The sequence below is a fragment of the Arthrobacter koreensis genome, from assembly GCF_035792275.1.
GTDB classification, from domain to species: Bacteria; Actinomycetota; Actinomycetes; order Actinomycetales; family Micrococcaceae; genus Arthrobacter_B; species Arthrobacter_B koreensis_A.
The window spans coordinates 21,387-36,290 of sequence record NZ_JAMWKK010000014.1 but is presented as its reverse complement, the minus strand read 5'-3'; the positions used below and the strand labels follow the sequence as shown (position 1 = coordinate 36,290).

Genomic DNA, 14,904 nt, shown 5'->3' with positions numbered 1-14,904 from the left:
GGCCCAATGCTTCCCCAGGACACTGAACGGCTCCGCTTCCGCGAAATGACGCCGGCGGATCTTGATCCCATGGCCGAACTGCTCGGCGACCCGGAGGTCATGGCTTACTACCCGGCACCCAAAAACCGGGACGGCGCCGCGAAGTGGATCGCCTGGAACCAGGCGAACTACGCCCAGCACGGTTACGGTCTCTGGATCATCGAAACGCACGACGGCGCGTTCCTGGGGGACTGCGGCCTGACCTGGCAGAAGATCAACGAGGACAGCATCGAACTCGAAGTCGGCTATCACGTCCGGCCGGAGCTGCAGGGGCGCGGCTACGCGACGGAAGCCGCTGCTGCCTGCCGGGACTACGCGAGGGAAGTGCTTCAGGCGCCCAGGCTGGTGGCCCTCATCCACCCGGAGAACACGGCTTCACGCCGGGTGGCCGAGAAGATCGGAATGCAGCCCGTGGACGAAAACCATGGCGGGCCCATCCCCGTCCGCACGGTGATGGGCATGGACCTGCGCTAGGCCGATTCCCGCCCGTGCCGGTAGCCGCGGCGGACCTCGGCAATAGCGCGGGCAATGTTGGGATCCCGGCCCGACGCCGTCATGATCGTGTCAAAGTCGGCCAGTCCCACGTCGCCGTGGCGCCGGGTCACTTCGATCTCCGCGCGCTTGGCGTTGTGCGGACGGCACGGCTGGCCGGCTATGGCCGCGTTCCCGGCCAGCGCGGCCCGGCCCGTGCGGACCATGCGCATCTCGCCGCCGACGTCGTCCCGGAACCGGAAGGTTTTGCCCTTCCGTCCGGTCATCAGCTCCCGCCACTGCTCACGCTGCACCTTCGGGGCGCCCGGGAAGAACTGCGCGACGGCGTCGTTCAGTGCCGCGGTCTCCGCCTCTTCCCGCCGCGGGCGCAGGACGAGCCGCTCCCTGGCGATGAGCAGCGGGTAAACCACCAGCAGGATCGCAAGCGCCACCGCTATGACGTTGAACCCGCCGAAAATGATGAACGCGGCTGCCGTGAAGACCAGCCGGCTCACTGCCTTCTCCGAATACGAACGCGGCGGCGTATACGGAACTCCCACACGCACGCTGGATTCTTCACTCATGCCCATCCGCCTTTCAGCTCTGCCAGGGCTTCTGCTTCCCGCGCCAGCCGGGTGGCCTCGCGCAGCTCTGTATCGAACGGATTGCCGGGACCGGCGGGAGCGTCCGCGGGCAGTCCGCCCAGCCCGTCCAGCCGCATCCGGCTCTGTTCCACGGTGACGGCCAGCCGCAGCTCTGCCTGTGCCTTGACCAGGTCTGCCAGCAGCTGCTGGACCTTCTCCCGGCGTGAACGGATCTCCGTAAGGTGCGCTGCGGCCATCTCCTCGCGCTCCGTGGCCAGGGAGTGCATGCGCCGGGCGGTTCCGGCGAGGGTGAGGACGGCCGGCGACGGGCTGGCCGGTACAACAGTCTCAACGGCCTCACGCCGCAGCCTGTAGGCCTCGGCAACCGAAGCAAAATGGGCCGCCGTTTCTCCCGCTACCCGTTCCTGTTCGTCCAGGGTGCGTCCCGCGGCACGGGCAGAGGCCATGGCGCTCTCCAGCCGGGCATGGATTTCTTCGTGGTTGGCCCGCGGCGGCGGAAGTGTTCCCCGCCGGGCATCAATATTCGCCCGCAGGCTGCCGCCCAGGCGGCGCATTTCGTGGAGTAATCGGGCCATGATTCTCCTTGGCCGGGAATGGTTCCGGACTCCTGATACCCCGCAGGTCCCTGCCCGGCAGCTGCCGCGTATCAGAAGGAAGTGTGCAGGAGTCTAGCAGTGGCGGAGTGCCGCCGGGATGGGGTTGCACAGATTAGTTCCGCAGGCGGCCGGAGTTGTTCCGGGCGTGAGTCCTGCCACGTCGTGTCAGGGCGGATTATCCTGATCTGCCGCCCGGATGCAACGGTGCCGCCCGGTATCGGGCGCTCAACAGAACAAGAAATCACATGTTCCTGCGTTATGCTCCCATATCATGGCTGCGCGTAAATCTCCCGTGTTCACCACGGCAACCACATTCGGACGCCTACTCTCCTTCCTAGGGGTCAGTGTGCTCTGCGGAGTGCTCACTGCCGGGCTGTTCGTCCCCATGGCAGCCGGAGCCGGATCAGCGGCGTCGGCCTCCATCTCGTTCTTCGACGGCCTTCCGGCGGATCTGGAACGTGCCACCCTGGCCACGCCCACCCGGATCGTTGCTGCGGACGACTCGCTGATCGCCACCCTCTACGAGGAGAACCGCCAGCCGGTCACCTTCGACCAGATTTCCCCGCACATGGTGGATGCCCTGCTCTCGGTGGAGGACTACCGCTATTACGAGCACGGCGGCGTCGATGTCCAGGGCATCTTCGGTGCCATCGCCAGCAACGTCTCCAGCGGAACCAACCGCGGTGCCTCGACCATCACCCAGCAGTTCGTCACGAACGTGCTCATCAACTCGGCCAACGAACGCGGCGAAGAAGCAACCTACAGCGGCAGCAAGGGCGTTTCCGACAAGGTCCGGGAAATCCGGCTGGCCATCGCCGTTGAAAACGAGATGACCAAGGACGAGATCCTTGAGGGCTACTTCAACATCGTTCCCTTCACCGGCAACACCTACGGAGTGCAGGCGGCGTCGAAGTACTTCTTCAACGTCGATGTCAAGGACCTGAACATCCAGCAGAGCGCATTGCTGGCCGGCCTGGTCAACGGTCCCGGATACTACGATCCGCAGACCTACCCGGAGCGGGCGCTGGAGCGCCGCAACCTGGTGCTGGGCACCATGCTTGAACACGGCAAGATCGACCAGGCCCAGTACGACGCCGCTGTGGCCACCGGCCTGGACCTCACCATTACGCCCACCCGGCAGGGCTGCGTGGCTGCCGAGCAGGCACCGTACTTCTGCTCCTACGTGGAACGCCTGATCCTGAACAGCGAAGAATTCGGTGCTACCGAGGCCGAGCGCAGGTCGGTGCTCTACCGTTCCGGCCTCACCATCAAGACCACCCTGGACCCGGCCGTCCAGGCTGCTGCGCAGGACGCGGTCAACGAGACTGCCAACCCGGACACCACTGCCGGCCAGGTGGGCCACTCCATGATCAGCCTCCAGCCGGGTACGGGAAACATCCTGTCCATGGCGCAGAACACCCGCTACATTCCCGGGGATAATCCCGGCGATTCAGTGCTCAACTTCAACGTGGACCAGTACCAGGACGGCGATCCGGACAAGCGGCTGGACGGTGTGGGCGGATTCCAGCCCGGCTCCACGTTCAAGCCCTTCACCGTGGCCGCCTGGGTAGATGCAGGCAAGTCCCTGGGCACGCAGCTGGACGGCAGGAAGAAGACCTATCCCCAGGGTGACCGCTGGACAGCAAGCTGTCTTGATGGGGGCGCCTACGTTGAAGGGGCGGCCAACGGCTGGACTCCGCAGAACTACGGCGACACCAACTATGGCGATGCCACAGTGCTGCGCGGACTGGCCCAGTCCCTGAACACCATCACCTTCTCCACTGCCAAGCAGCTGGACCTGTGCCGCATCATGGAAATCGCCGAATCAATGGGTATCCATGACGGCAAGAGCTCCTCCGGCCAGGAAGAGCCGCTGATGATCAACCCTTCCGCCCTCATCGGTGGTGTGCAGGACGTCTCCCCGATGGCCATGGCGCAGGCCTTCGCCGGTTTCGCCGCTGAGGGCAACGTGTGCGAACCCCGCGCCCTGCTGGAGGTCACCGCGGCCAACGGCAAGACCTACGAGGTGCCGGAACCCGAATGTGAGCAGGTGATCTCGAAGGAGACCGCCCGCGGCGTGAATTACGCGACCCAGGAAGTCATGAAGTCCGGCTCCGGTTCGCTGCTGAACTACGGCGGCCAGCCCATGGCCGGCAAGACCGGTACCAATGACTCGCGGTCCCAGACCTGGTTCATCGGCTACAACTCCGGCATGGCAACCGCCAGCTGGATCGGCAACTGGAAGGCCGGCACGGAGTCCCTCTCCGGCCTGGAAATCGGCGGCCGTCTCTACCCGGAGATCGACGGCTCGCTGATCGCAGCCCCGTCCTGGGCAAAGTTCATGCAGCAGGCAGGCAGCCTGTACCCGGGTGAGCCCTTCGCCAACCCGCCCGCCAACCTGCTGGTGAACCCGAACCCGAGCCCCAGCCCCACGGAGTCGGAGGAGGCTGAAGAGGACGAGGAGAAGTCGACCCCCAAGGCATCGGCCACTCCCGTCCCGCGCCCGACGACGGCCCCTGCGCCGAAGCCCACGCCTACCGTGACGGAGACTCCGGAGCCGGAGCCAACGGATCCGCCGGCTGCGGAACCTGCTCCCAGCGAGACGAAGCAGCCCCAGGCCGGCGGCTAGGAATACTTCCACCGCACGTAAAAAACCGCAGGTCAAGGCGCAGAGCCCCCGGGTCGGATAGTGTTTCCGCTCGGGGGCTTTCTGCTGCCCCTGCCGCCGGCTGCACGGCGGGGAATTCATCTGGAGGATGAAGTGACTCAGAACCAGCCGGCCATATCGGTCCGCGGCCTGACCAAAAAGTACGGCGCCAAGACCGCCGTGGACAACCTGTCCTTCGACGTGAAAGCCGGAAGTGTCTTTGCGTTCCTCGGAACCAACGGCGCCGGAAAATCCACCACTATCAGCTGCCTCACCACGGCAATCCCCTTCGAGTCCGGCACAGCCGAAGTCAGCGGGTTTGACGTGCGGTCCGCGGGGGAGGGTGTCCGCGCCCGCATCGGCGTCGTCTTCCAGGAATCCATCCTTGACCCGCTGCTGACCGGCCGCGAGAACCTGCGTGTGCGTGCGCGCTTCTACTCCTCGGACCGCGCCGCCAACGAAGCACGCATCAGCGAGCTGTCGGACCTGATCGGGCTGGGCGACTTCATCGACCGTCGCTACGGAACGTACTCCGGCGGCCAGCGCCGGCGCGTGGACATTGCCCGGGCCCTGCTCCACGCTCCGCCGATCATCTTCCTCGACGAGCCGACCGCCGGCCTCGACCCGGCCAGCCGCGCGATCGTCTGGTCCACCATCCACGATCTCCGCGACCGCCACGGGCTGACGGTCTTCCTCACCACGCACTACATGGAGGAAACCGAGGAGGCAGACCGGGTCTGCATCATCGACAGCGGGCGGATCATTGCCGACGGCACCCCCTCGGAACTGCGCGCCGCCTACAGCTCCAGCATCCTCACCATCACGACGGCGGACCAGGCCGGGCTCACGGCCGCCGCCGCCGAACTGGGCGGGACCGTTGAAAGTGCGGAAGGCGCCGTCGTGCGCATTGGGGTGGAGACAGCCGAAACTGCCCGGCTGATCCTGGCCCGGCACGGCGCATCCGTGCAGGACTTCGAATTCCGGCACGGCACCATGGATGATGTATTCCTTGCCCTGACCGGCCACGAGACCCCGGCGTCGGCCGAGGCAGCTGAAGGAGCCAAGAAGTGAACGTGGTCCTGGACATCACCACCCGCAACCTGCGGCTCTTCTTCCGCGACCGGCTGGGAGTGTTCTTCTCCCTGGTCTCCGCACTGGTGGTGTTCCTGCTCTACACCCTGTTCCTGGGCAACCTGCAGACCGAAGGACTCGGCCAATCCTTCCCGCAGGCCACCGAGGATGAGATCCGCGGGTTTGTGGACAGCTGGATGTTCGCGGGAATCCTGGGCATTACCACCATTACGACGGCGCTGGGCGCCATGGTGGTGTTCGTGGAGGACTCCGGGTCCGGCCGCTTCCAGGACTTCCTGGTCTCCCCGATCCGGCGGGAGAAGCTGATCCTGGGCTACCTGCTCTCCGCCGTGCTCATCTCGATGGTGATGACTGCGCTGGTGCTGGTAGTGAGCCTGGCCTACCTGTTCGTGGTCAGCGGCGTGACCTTCGGCGCAGTGCCCCTGCTGAAGATCTGCGGCTACCTGGCACTGGCGTGCTTTGCCTTCTCCGCGCTGAGTGCGTTCGCGGTCTCCTTCATCCGGACTGCCGGCGCGTACTCGGCCCTCTCCACGATCGTGGGCACGGTGCTGGGCTTCATCGCCGGTTCCTACATCCCCGTGGGCAACTTCCCGGAGGGGGTCCGGGAATTCGTGAGTGCCCTGCCGTTCCTGCAGTCCTCCATGCTGGTCCGGCAGGAAATGACCGCAGAGACCCTGCCGGCCATGACGGGCGACCAGCCCGCGGCAATCGAGGAACTGCAGAGCGTCTTCGGCATTACCGCGCAGGTGGGGGACTGGCAGGTGGGAACCGGCTACGTGATCTTTGTGCTGGCCGCGATGACAGTGGTGTTCACCCTTGTTGCCGCCATCCGGATCCGCGGACGGGTGCGCGTCTAGCCGGACGGCTTTTCCGCGCCCTCTGGGCAGCAGGTGCCGGCGGTTCCACACTGGAGGAACCGCCGAAAGGAGCAGCCATGCCCACCGATTCCGTGATCATCATCGGCTCCGGTCCCGCCGGATACACCGCCGCCGTCTACGCTGCCCGCGCGGGTTTGTCTCCGCGGGTCATGGCCGGCTCCGTGACGGCCGGCGGAGCGCTCATGAATACCACCGAGGTGGAGAACTTCCCGGGCTTCCCGGACGGGATCCAGGGACCGGACCTGATGGAAGCGCTGAAACGCCAGGCGGAGAAGTTCGGTGCGGTGGTGGAGTTCGACGACGTCGCGTCCGTGGACCTGTCCGGCCACACGAAGCGGGTGGTTACCGCGGCCGGAACCACCCGGAAAGCGCGCACCGTCATCCTGGCCACCGGCTCGGCCTACAAGGAACTGGGGCTGCCGGAGGAGAAGACGCTGAACGGCCGGGGGATCTCCTGGTGCGCCACGTGCGACGGGTTCTTCTTCCGCAAGCAGCTCGTGGTGGTGGTCGGCGGCGGCGACTCGGCGATGGAGGAGGCACTGTTCCTGACCCGGTTCGCGGACTCCGTGACCGTGGTGGTGCGCCGGAACCAGCTGCGTGCGTCCCGGATCATGGCGCAGCGGGCCAAATGCCACGACAAGATCCAGTTCGCCTGGAACAGTGAGGTCACTGCAATCCACGGCACGGACAAGGTCACCGGACTCACGCTGACGGATACCGTGACGGGCCAGACCCGGGAGGTGGCGGCGTCGGGCATCTTCGTGGCAATCGGACACGTGCCGCGCACGGAACTGCTGCGCGGCCAGGTGGGCCTCGACGACGCCGGCTACATCCAGGTTGCCGCACCCACCACTCAGACGGACGTCGACGGCGTCTTCGCGTGCGGCGACGCCGTTGACCACCGCTACCGGCAGGCGATCACGGCCGCCGGCACGGGATGCTCTGCCGCTCTGGATGCCGAGCGGTACCTGGCCGCCGTGCAGGATGCCGATGCCATCGCCACGGCCCTGGTCGAGGGCGCCCTGGACGGCTGACCCCCCCAGCACCCCTCCCTACCCGCCGAGAGGCCAGTTACGGCTCTTTTGAGGGCTCAAAAGAGCCGTAGCTGGCCTCTCGATGCGGATAGACGAGACGACGGGAATCTTGCAAAGAAGCAGTTGCAAAGAAACCCTTGCAAAGGACTCTTTGCAAGCGTAGGCTGACGGGCATGGAAGAGCAGACATCCCCGCTGGACGCGCAGCTTTTGGACATCACCCGGCTGAAGGCGCTGGCGCATCCCATTCGGATTGCGCTGCTCGAAAGCCTTTCCCGCCACGGCGCGCAGACCGCCTGCGGCGTGGCTGATCGCCTGGGCGAGTCCAGCGGCTCCACGAGCTACCACCTGCGCCAGCTGGCCAAGCACGGCTTTGTCCGTGAGGTGGAAGGAAAGGGGACCGCCCGGGAACGCTGGTGGGAGAGGGTGCCCGAGGCGATCCAGACCTCGTCGCAAATGGCCAAATCACCGGCCACCCGGGATGCCACCCGGATCCTGGCCAAGAGTGTGAAGGACGGCCATTCCAAGGCCCTGATCGAGTTCATCAACAACAGTGACTCCCTGCCGGATGAATGGGCCGAAACCTCCATTCTCATGGGAGCCACCCTCCACCTGACCTTGGAGGAAGCCCAGGAAGTATCCCGCCAGGCGTCGGCACACCTGGACAAACTCCTTTCCCCGTACCGCGGACGCGCCGACGTCGACGGCACCCGCCCCGTGGAGCTGCACCTCAACTACTTCCCGCTTATCGACCCCGGAGCCCAGTCATGAATGCTGTGATGAGCTATGCCACCCTTGCCCCGCCTGCGCGGCCGGCCACCAGCCAGCCCGCCCGGCCCACCGGCGTCGGGCGCTTGTTCGTGAGAGCCGGAGAGCTGCTGATCAGCCTTGGCGAACGGACGGCCCGGCGGCCGCACCTGGATGCGGAGCTGCTGGCCGCCCACGCCGAGCGGCGGCGCGATCTCGAAGCCCGCGCCCATTCCGGGCTGTGGCCCTAACCAGCAGCCGGGACTATCCGGCACCCGTAAAGGTCAGGTAGAGCAGCGCCACGTTCAGCGCGATCAGCAGCCCCGCCACCACAATCCCCAGCGCGGTGGTCCACCAGCGGTTGAGGTGCTCACCCATGAGGTCCGGCCGCGTTGTCAGCCACAGCAGCGGAACCAGCGCGAACGGAATGCCGAAGGATAGCACCACCTGGCTCAGCACCAGCGCCCAGGTTGGGTCCACGCCCGCGGCCAGGATCACCAGTGCCGGAAGCAGCGTAATCAGGCGCCGCAGCAGCATGGGAATGCGCACCTTGAGCAGCCCCTGCATGATCTCCGCGCCGGCATAGGCGCCTACCGACGTCGAGGCCAGACCGGACGCCAGCAGGCCCAGAGCGAACAGGAGCGCGACGCCGCTGCCCAGCGCTCCGCCGATCGCGGCGTGGGCACCCTCCAGGGTGTCGGTACCCTCCACTCCCTGCAGTGACGTCGCAGCGAGCAGCAGGATGGCCAGGTTGACGCTGCCGGCTACCGCCAGGGCAATGGTCACGTCCCAGCGGGTGGCCCGGATCAGGGTTGAGGTGGTGAGCCCGGCGCTGCGCTGCGGGAACCGGTCACGGGTCAGCGCGGAGTGTGCGTAGATCGCGTGCGGCATCACGGTTGCACCCAGGATGGAGGCGGCCAGCAGCACCGAATCGGGCCCGTCGAACCGCGGCACCAGCCCTTCGCCGACGGCGGCCGGGTCCGGAGGAGCGACGAAGACGCCGGCGGTAAAGCCCACCGCGATGATCGCCATCATCGACACGATCACAAACTCAAAGCTGCGGTGCCGTCCGCTGCCCTGGACTGCCAGCACGGCCATGGAGACTCCGCCGGTGATGAGGCCGCCCAGCAGGAGCGGCAGGTCAAAGAGCAGCCAGAGCGCGACGGCGCCGCCAATCACCTCCGCGACGTCGGTGGCCATGGCCACCAGTTCCGCCTGCAGCCAGTACAGCCGTCTGCCGGTCGTTGAGCTGACCCGCGCACCGAGCAGCTCAGGAAGGCTGCGTCCGGTAGCCAGGCCCAGTTTCGCGGAGAGGTACTGCACCAGCCAGGCCATCACGTTTCCGGCGACCACCACCCACACCAGCAGGTATCCGAAGCGGGCTCCAGCGGTCATATTGCTGGCCACGTTGCCCGGATCCAGGTATGCCACCCCGGCTACCAGTGCCGGTCCAAGCAGCCAGGGCAGGCGGGTATTCGCCTTGGGCCGGGAGGCCCGGGGCGCAGGGTCCGTGGGAGCTGCCTTGCGGAGCATACGGCCAAGGTAACACCGGGAGTTCGGAGTGCCTAACAGTTACGGGCAGGTGTGCTCAACAACTCCCGGATCAGTTCCCCGGACCATACCGGCAGGTGGATCAGGCCACGGGATCGGCGCCGGGTTCGCCAGCCGCAGCAGCCCGGGTGCTGTGCTGGAGCACGGCCAGCCAGGCGACCGCCCCGGCGACAGGCAGGAGCAGCACAACCGCACACCAGAGCACGCGCCTGGCCCCCGTGACTTCACCGGTGCGAAACAGGCTGATCAGGGCGCCGGCGGTGAGGGTGAGGACGAGCAGCACCAGGAGCGCGGCGGCGGGAATCCACATGAGGTAATCCACGGACATGGTCTTGAGGCACTTTCAGGCAGGTCAAAAGGGGATAGAGCAGGAAGTGCGGGGGTGGTGCAGGCCGGAACAGCTGTTCGGCCAATGCGGAACCAGCCTATGGCCGGGCAGCGCGCCGGAACATCATCCCTGATGATGACTTTTGATCTGACGGCCTCATCCCGCGGTTCCGGAGGCAGCTTCGGCAGAGATTAAGGTTGAAGCATGCCTCTCCGTCCGCCTTCAGCCGTGTCCCGGGTCTTTACCGCCGTCCTGGCGGGCGCCAGCATTCCCATGGCCCTGCTGATACCGCTGTGGATCACGGCCGGAAGGATGCTTTTCGGCGCTGACGGCCGGCTAGTTCCCATCTTCGCGCTGACCGCGGGGCCGGTCCTGGCCGTGCTGATGCTGACAGCGGCGGTGAAGATCACCGTTGCCGCTGCCGCGCGCAGACCTTTTGGAGCGCCGCTGAAAACCTCCCTGCTGCTGCTCGCCAACTATGTGCTGGCCGGAGCATTCGGCTTTTTCGTGCCGGATTTCGGCACGCCGCAGGCTGGCTCGGTTTTCTCGGCACTGGCCGGACCGGAAGTGCTGGGCTATTCCGCTGCCCTGGCCAACCCGTTCGGTATTGCCACCCTGATGGTGACCGTGGCAGTGCTGGTATCCGCCGTTCGCACGCGCCGCGCAACCCCCGACCCGCAGCCCGCCGGTCAGCTATAACGGCGGGTCGGGCGCCTGCACCGGAGCGGGCTGCCGCTGCCACGGAAACCTGCCGGTGACCTCCAGCTGCAGCGAATAGCTCAGGAACGTCCGGATCAGCACGATTACTGCCAGCACCCCGAGCGATTCGAAGGTAGGGGTAACTGCAACCGTGCGGATGATATCTGCCGCCACAAGCAGTTCCAGGCCCAGCAGGATGGCCCTGCCCAGCTGCTGGCGGTAGAGCTCGTAAACCCTTGCGCGGCGGCCCAGCAGTCCCCGGACCGCCACCGCTGAAGCTACTACTGCCCCCGCGACGATCGCCGCGACGCCGGCCAGGTCCACGAAGGAGCCTGCGGTCTCAATAAGGTCGTGAAAGTCCATGCCGCTGACCGCTCCTGCCCACCTGGAAGCTGCCCTGCGCATCTTCCCTCATCCACTGAGCTCCGGAGGGCCGTGCGCTGTCAACGGACGGCGGTGCCGGCGGCCTGCCGGGACGGATAGTAGAACTCGAAATCGTCATACGGATCCCGCCAGGCCGAGTCATCGCGGGGAATGCGCACGACGGCGGATGCCGGCACCCAGCGGTTGTGGGCGCGGCCGTCGTCGTCGATCCAGTGCACCAGCACCTCGCTGCGTGTCCAGGCGACCGCTTTGCCGTCCACTGCCAGGGTCTCAAGGCTGCAGCGCACATACGGTTCCTGCCGGTAAGGCGCATGGGAAACGCGGGGCCGGGAGGTTTCAGGGCGGCGAACGGGTGCGGGGTACGCGGTGAGTGTCATGTGCCTACTGTTGCCGACGGCACTGACAACGGGCCTCCGGTTCCGCCGGGAACGGGGAGCGGCGCGGAGCGGCTAGGAAGCCAGGTCCCGCCATTTCGCGGCCGCGCGGGTGCCCAGCGAAGTGCTGCTGTCCTTGACCTTCCGCGGAATCATCCGGATCACGGGCGCCAGCTCCGTGCGCACCGAACGGTGCAGCTGCGCTCCGGCGGCAGGTGCCTTCGCCGGGTATGCCTTGCCGGGCCGGTTCATCAGCAGGTAAGCCAGGGCAACCGGAGCGATCAGCAGTGAGATCAGGGTGAGGGTGCCTAACGCATAGAGCGCCAGCATGGCGTAGAACGGGCGGTCGAACAGGGAAGCCACGAACGCGGCGCTGCCGAAGAGCAGCCACAGCCAGAAAACGGCGAGCAGGCCCAGGACGGTGCGGGCACGGCGGAAAAGCATAACGGAGCGACGGCGTGCCGAAGGCGCGCTTGCCTGAGACTCACTGCCCATTTTGGTTCTCCCCCAGCTACATGAGTCCAAGACCGGCGGACCCTAAAGCTGATATTAGTCGCTTTTGGTCCGTAACTCTGGCATACACAGGCAACAATGGTCTGTGTCGTTCCACGAGAGGAAAACCTTGCGTTCCACCCCCGGTCCCGGTCTGCTGTTCGTGCTGGTCTGCGCCATGGGTGCCGGGCCGGTCATGAACTACGGCATTTCGGCCACGAGCACGCTGATTATGGCTGATCTGGGCATCAGCGAATCCCAGTTCGGGCTGCTCGCGGCGACCTGCTTCGCCAGCGCTGCGCTGTCCTCCATGTCCCTGGGACGGCTGAGCGACCGGATCAGCTCCCGGTCCCAGATGCTGATCATTTTTGGGGGAACCGCCCTCGCCCTGATCCTCATGGCGGTTTCCGGCAACTACCTGTGGCTGCTCGCCGCCGTCCTCCTCTCGGGGCCCGCCCAGGCCATCTCCAACCCCACGACCAACCGGATCATCATCCACGCAGTCCAGCCGGGCAAACGGCCGGGGTGGATGGGGATCAAACAGTCCGGCGTCCAGGCCAGCCAGTTGTTCTCCAGTCTGTTCTTCCCGGCGGCGGCGCTTTTCGCCGGCTGGCGGGGCGCGGCTGTGGGAGCGGCGCTGGTCCTGGGCCTGCTCCTGGCTTACGCCTGGGCACGCCTGCCGGCTGAACCCCGCACCAAGTCTGCCCGAACGGATGACATCCGACCGCGCGCCGAACGCCGGTTCCCGGCAGCTGTCTGGCTGCTGGCCGCCTTCGCCCTCTTCTCCGGTGCGGGCATGCAGGCAACCAACGTTTACCTGCCGCTGTTTGCGCAGCGGGAACTGGGGTTCTCACTGCTGCTCGCGGGGGCAGCAGCCGCGGCCGCCGGTGTGGTAGGCGTAGCCTCCCGGGTGATGTGGGGGCGGCGCATGGCCGAAGGCGTCCGGGCCTCCACGCTCCTGCTCATCCTGGCCGCCGGCGCGATCTGCGGCGCGGTGCTGCTGCTCGCAGCCGGGGAAACCGGTATTCCCGCGCTGCTCTGGGCGGGCGTGGTGTTCCACGGCGCATCCGTGCTGGGCGTGAACGTCGTAGTGATGGCCGGAGTCCTGCGTGAGGTGCCGAAGGAACGCGTGGGAGCGGCGTCGGGCGCTGTTTCCCTGGGCATGTACGCAGGGTTTGCCTCCGGACCCCTGGTGATGGGTCTGCTCCTGGAATTCTCCGGCGGGTTCCTGGACGGCTGGATCTTTATTGGAACGTCCTATCTGGCGTGTGTGCTGGTTGGCCTGGCCTACCGGCGGCTTGGTGGCCGCCGGGCGGATGGATCCGGGCCTCAAAGCCATCGCGCAGCCGCTGGGCAGGAGGCTTAGCCCGCGGCGCCGGGTTCCGGGGACGGCGACGGCGGCGAACCGGTACCGCCGGTATCGCCCGTCTTCCGCTGGGCGTGCCGCGGGCTGTCCGGGTTCAGTAGCGAGTGCTTACGGCTGTAGAACCAGTACACGGCCATGCCGATGACCAGCCAGATCCCGAACCGCAGCCAGGTCTCCCAGTGCAGCTGGGAAATCAGGAACGCCGAGGCCAGCACGCCGAACGCCGGGATCCACGGCATCAGCGGCAGCCGGAACTCCCGCGGTGCGTCCGGCTGCGTCCGCCGGAGGACGATCACCGCGATGCAGACCACCACAAACGCCGCCAGGATGCCGATGTTGGTCAGGTCTGCGACGGCACGGATTGGGAAGAACCCGGCCAGCAGGGCCGAAACGCCGCCGGCAATCCAGGTCACCCGCTGCGGCGTGCCGTTTGAATCGGTGCCGGAGAACCAGCCCGGCAGCAGCCCGTCCCGGCTCATGGAGAACCACACCCGCGTGACACCGAGCAGGAAGGTGAGCATGACGGTCAGGATGGACAGCACTGCGAAGGCCGAAATCACCGTGGCGATGACCGGCAGCCCAACGTTCTGGAACGCGGAGGCGAATCCCGCCGTCGGGCTGATCTCGGTCCAGTTCTGCATGCCGGTGAGCACCAGCGTGGCGAGGATGTAGAGCACCATCGCCACACCGAGGGAGAGCAGGATTGCCTTGGGCATGTGCTTCTTGCCGTCCTTGGCTTCCTCTGCTGCGGTGCTCATGGCGTCATAGCCGAACACCGCGAAGAACACGGTGGCAGCACCGGTGAACACGGCGCCGAAGCCGTTGGGCAGGAACGGGGTGTAGTTGGACGTGTTGATGAAGAAGACGCCCAGGCCGATGATGAACAGGATCAGCAGGACCTTCAGGCCCACGGCCACCAGCTCAAAACGGCCGAACGTCTTGGTTCCGCGGCTGAGGATAAACGTGATGAACAGACAGACCACCAGCGCCGGCAGGTTCACCAGGCCGCCTTCCACCACGTCACCGGTGCCCTGCATCCACACCGGCACGTCCAGGCCGATTCCGCCCATGAACTCGGTGAAGTACCCGGAAATACCAATGGCGACGACGGCGACAATCGCCGTGTATTCAAGCAGCAGGTCCCAGCCGATGAACCAGCCAATGATCTCCCCGAGGGCCACGTAGCCGTAGGTGTACGCGGACCCGGCGCGGGGAACAATCCCGGCGAACTCGGCGTAGGAGAGCGCAGCCGCAGCGCTTGCCAGCCCGGCGATCAGGAAGGAGATCAGCACCGCCGGACCCACGCCCTCGGCGTCGGGCCCTCCGTTGGCCACCAGTCCGGCCAGCGTAAAGATGCCGATGCCGATGATGCCTCCGACGCCGATGGCGGTCAGCTGCCACAGGCCCAGGCTCTTGAACAGCTTGCTGCCGGTGGTTTCGTCTTCGGTTTCCTCGATTGGCTTGCGCCGGAAGACGGATGTTCCCTTTTCTGCCGCGGACATATTTGCTCCTTGGACATCATGGACGGTGGTGCTGCATGGAAGTATCTGCCCCGCACGTCCCTGCCGGAAGTCCCTGTGCTTTATTCATGCCCGCGGCCGG

At 66.4% G+C, this 14,904-nt stretch carries 17 protein-coding genes; 9 read left to right on the top strand and 8 right to left on the bottom strand.

Going from position 1 to position 14,904, the window contains the following annotated elements:
- The first annotated feature begins 6 nt into the window (after positions 1-6).
- Complete coding sequence (locus tag NGB94_RS13605) at positions 7-513, top strand: GNAT family N-acetyltransferase (protein WP_325791214.1); 507 nt, start codon at positions 7-9, stop codon at positions 511-513.
- Here the strand turns inward: NGB94_RS13605 and NGB94_RS13600 are convergent.
- Together NGB94_RS13600 and NGB94_RS13595 are read right to left on the bottom strand one after the other, a co-directional pair.
- Positions 510-1,094 (bottom strand): hypothetical protein, encoded by a 585-nt coding sequence (locus NGB94_RS13600; protein ID WP_325791213.1) that lies wholly within the window; start codon positions 1,092-1,094, stop codon positions 510-512. The genes NGB94_RS13605 and NGB94_RS13600 overlap by 4 nt on opposite strands.
- Positions 1,091-1,690 (bottom strand): hypothetical protein, encoded by a 600-nt coding sequence (locus NGB94_RS13595; protein WP_325791212.1) that lies wholly within the window; start codon positions 1,688-1,690, stop codon positions 1,091-1,093. Before NGB94_RS13595 ends, NGB94_RS13600 begins: the two co-directional genes overlap by 4 nt.
- Before the next feature lie 292 nt (positions 1,691-1,982).
- On the opposite strand from NGB94_RS13595, the gene NGB94_RS13590 reads away from it, so the two are divergent.
- The 6 genes from NGB94_RS13590 (at position 1,983) to NGB94_RS13565 (ending at position 8,359) form a co-directional block, all read left to right on the top strand.
- Entirely contained in the window at positions 1,983-4,340 is a 2,358-nt protein-coding gene (locus tag NGB94_RS13590; protein WP_325791211.1) for a transglycosylase domain-containing protein, read from the top strand.
- Positions 4,341-4,472: 132 nt separating this feature from the next.
- Positions 4,473-5,429, top strand: coding sequence for an ABC transporter ATP-binding protein (locus NGB94_RS13585; RefSeq protein WP_325791209.1), 957 nt, complete (start codon positions 4,473-4,475; stop codon positions 5,427-5,429).
- Positions 5,426-6,307, top strand: a complete 882-nt coding sequence (locus tag NGB94_RS13580) for an ABC transporter permease (protein ID WP_325791208.1) — start codon at positions 5,426-5,428, stop codon at positions 6,305-6,307. Before NGB94_RS13585 ends, NGB94_RS13580 begins: the two co-directional genes overlap by 4 nt.
- A 77-nt stretch (positions 6,308-6,384) precedes the next feature.
- Entirely contained in the window at positions 6,385-7,362 is a 978-nt protein-coding gene (trxB, locus tag NGB94_RS13575; protein ID WP_325791207.1) for a thioredoxin-disulfide reductase, read from the top strand.
- A gap of 173 nt (positions 7,363-7,535) precedes the next feature.
- The gene (locus tag NGB94_RS13570) at positions 7,536-8,132 is read left to right on the top strand and encodes a helix-turn-helix domain-containing protein (RefSeq protein WP_325791206.1); all 597 of its coding nucleotides are present in this window, start codon (positions 7,536-7,538) and stop codon (positions 8,130-8,132) included.
- Entirely contained in the window at positions 8,129-8,359 is a 231-nt protein-coding gene (locus NGB94_RS13565) for a hypothetical protein (protein WP_325791205.1), read from the top strand. Before NGB94_RS13570 ends, NGB94_RS13565 begins: the two co-directional genes overlap by 4 nt.
- Positions 8,360-8,372: 13 nt before the next feature.
- Here the strand turns inward: NGB94_RS13565 and NGB94_RS13560 are convergent, their stop codons facing one another.
- Both NGB94_RS13560 and NGB94_RS13555 read right to left on the bottom strand, forming a co-directional pair.
- Positions 8,373-9,641 carry an Nramp family divalent metal transporter gene (locus NGB94_RS13560; protein WP_325791204.1) on the bottom strand — a complete coding sequence of 423 codons (1,269 nt, stop codon included), beginning with the start codon at positions 9,639-9,641 and terminating at the stop codon, positions 8,373-8,375.
- A 100-nt stretch (positions 9,642-9,741) separates the two neighbouring features.
- Positions 9,742-9,987 carry a PLDc N-terminal domain-containing protein gene (locus NGB94_RS13555; RefSeq protein ID WP_325791203.1) on the bottom strand — a complete coding sequence of 82 codons (246 nt, stop codon included), beginning with the start codon at positions 9,985-9,987 and terminating at the stop codon, positions 9,742-9,744.
- Positions 9,988-10,191: 204 nt separating this feature from the next.
- Here NGB94_RS13555 and NGB94_RS13550 point away from each other — a divergent pair, with 204 nt between their 5' ends.
- Positions 10,192-10,686 carry a hypothetical protein gene (locus NGB94_RS13550; protein ID WP_325791202.1) on the top strand — a complete coding sequence of 165 codons (495 nt, stop codon included), beginning with the start codon at positions 10,192-10,194 and terminating at the stop codon, positions 10,684-10,686.
- On the opposite strand, the gene NGB94_RS13545 is transcribed toward NGB94_RS13550, so the two are convergent.
- The 3 genes from NGB94_RS13545 to NGB94_RS13535 form a co-directional block, all read right to left on the bottom strand.
- Positions 10,681-11,049 carry a DUF1622 domain-containing protein gene (locus NGB94_RS13545; protein WP_325791201.1) on the bottom strand — a complete coding sequence of 123 codons (369 nt, stop codon included), beginning with the start codon at positions 11,047-11,049 and terminating at the stop codon, positions 10,681-10,683. The two genes, NGB94_RS13550 and NGB94_RS13545, sit on opposite strands and share 6 nt — an antisense overlap.
- 80 nt (positions 11,050-11,129) lie before the next feature.
- Positions 11,130-11,447, bottom strand: a complete 318-nt coding sequence (locus tag NGB94_RS13540; protein WP_325791200.1) for a hypothetical protein — start codon at positions 11,445-11,447, stop codon at positions 11,130-11,132.
- A gap of 72 nt (positions 11,448-11,519) precedes the next feature.
- Positions 11,520-11,939, bottom strand: coding sequence for a hypothetical protein (locus tag NGB94_RS13535; RefSeq protein ID WP_325791199.1), 420 nt, complete (start codon positions 11,937-11,939; stop codon positions 11,520-11,522).
- A gap of 127 nt (positions 11,940-12,066) precedes the next feature.
- Here NGB94_RS13535 and NGB94_RS13530 point away from each other — a divergent pair, with 127 nt between their 5' ends.
- The gene (locus NGB94_RS13530; protein ID WP_325791198.1) at positions 12,067-13,302 is read left to right on the top strand and encodes an MFS transporter; all 1,236 of its coding nucleotides are present in this window, start codon (positions 12,067-12,069) and stop codon (positions 13,300-13,302) included.
- Here NGB94_RS13530 and NGB94_RS13525 read toward each other — a convergent pair.
- Positions 13,299-14,804 (bottom strand): amino acid permease, encoded by a 1,506-nt coding sequence (locus NGB94_RS13525; protein WP_325791196.1) that lies wholly within the window; start codon positions 14,802-14,804, stop codon positions 13,299-13,301. The genes NGB94_RS13530 and NGB94_RS13525 overlap by 4 nt on opposite strands.
- Between the last annotated feature and the right edge of the window lie 100 nt (positions 14,805-14,904).

Coding starts and splice junctions, on each gene's coding strand:
- NGB94_RS13555 (WP_325791203.1), bottom strand. CDS start 9,987: ATGTCCGTGGATTACCTCATGTGGATTCCCGCCGCCGCGCTCCTGGTG.
- NGB94_RS13570 (WP_325791206.1), top strand. CDS start 7,536: ATGGAAGAGCAGACATCCCCGCTGGACGCGCAGCTTTTGGACATCACC.
- NGB94_RS13525 (WP_325791196.1), bottom strand. CDS start 14,804: ATGTCCGCGGCAGAAAAGGGAACATCCGTCTTCCGGCGCAAGCCAATC.
- NGB94_RS13565 (WP_325791205.1), top strand. CDS start 8,129: ATGAATGCTGTGATGAGCTATGCCACCCTTGCCCCGCCTGCGCGGCCG.
- NGB94_RS13535 (WP_325791199.1), bottom strand. CDS start 11,939: ATGGGCAGTGAGTCTCAGGCAAGCGCGCCTTCGGCACGCCGTCGCTCC.
- NGB94_RS13545 (WP_325791201.1), bottom strand. CDS start 11,049: ATGGACTTTCACGACCTTATTGAGACCGCAGGCTCCTTCGTGGACCTG.
- NGB94_RS13595 (WP_325791212.1), bottom strand. CDS start 1,690: ATGGCCCGATTACTCCACGAAATGCGCCGCCTGGGCGGCAGCCTGCGG.
- NGB94_RS13600 (WP_325791213.1), bottom strand. CDS start 1,094: ATGAGTGAAGAATCCAGCGTGCGTGTGGGAGTTCCGTATACGCCGCCG.
- NGB94_RS13605 (WP_325791214.1), top strand. CDS start 7: ATGCTTCCCCAGGACACTGAACGGCTCCGCTTCCGCGAAATGACGCCG.
- trxB (WP_325791207.1), top strand. CDS start 6,385: ATGCCCACCGATTCCGTGATCATCATCGGCTCCGGTCCCGCCGGATAC.
- NGB94_RS13590 (WP_325791211.1), top strand. CDS start 1,983: ATGGCTGCGCGTAAATCTCCCGTGTTCACCACGGCAACCACATTCGGA.
- NGB94_RS13550 (WP_325791202.1), top strand. CDS start 10,192: ATGCCTCTCCGTCCGCCTTCAGCCGTGTCCCGGGTCTTTACCGCCGTC.
- NGB94_RS13560 (WP_325791204.1), bottom strand. CDS start 9,641: ATGCTCCGCAAGGCAGCTCCCACGGACCCTGCGCCCCGGGCCTCCCGG.
- NGB94_RS13540 (WP_325791200.1), bottom strand. CDS start 11,447: ATGACACTCACCGCGTACCCCGCACCCGTTCGCCGCCCTGAAACCTCC.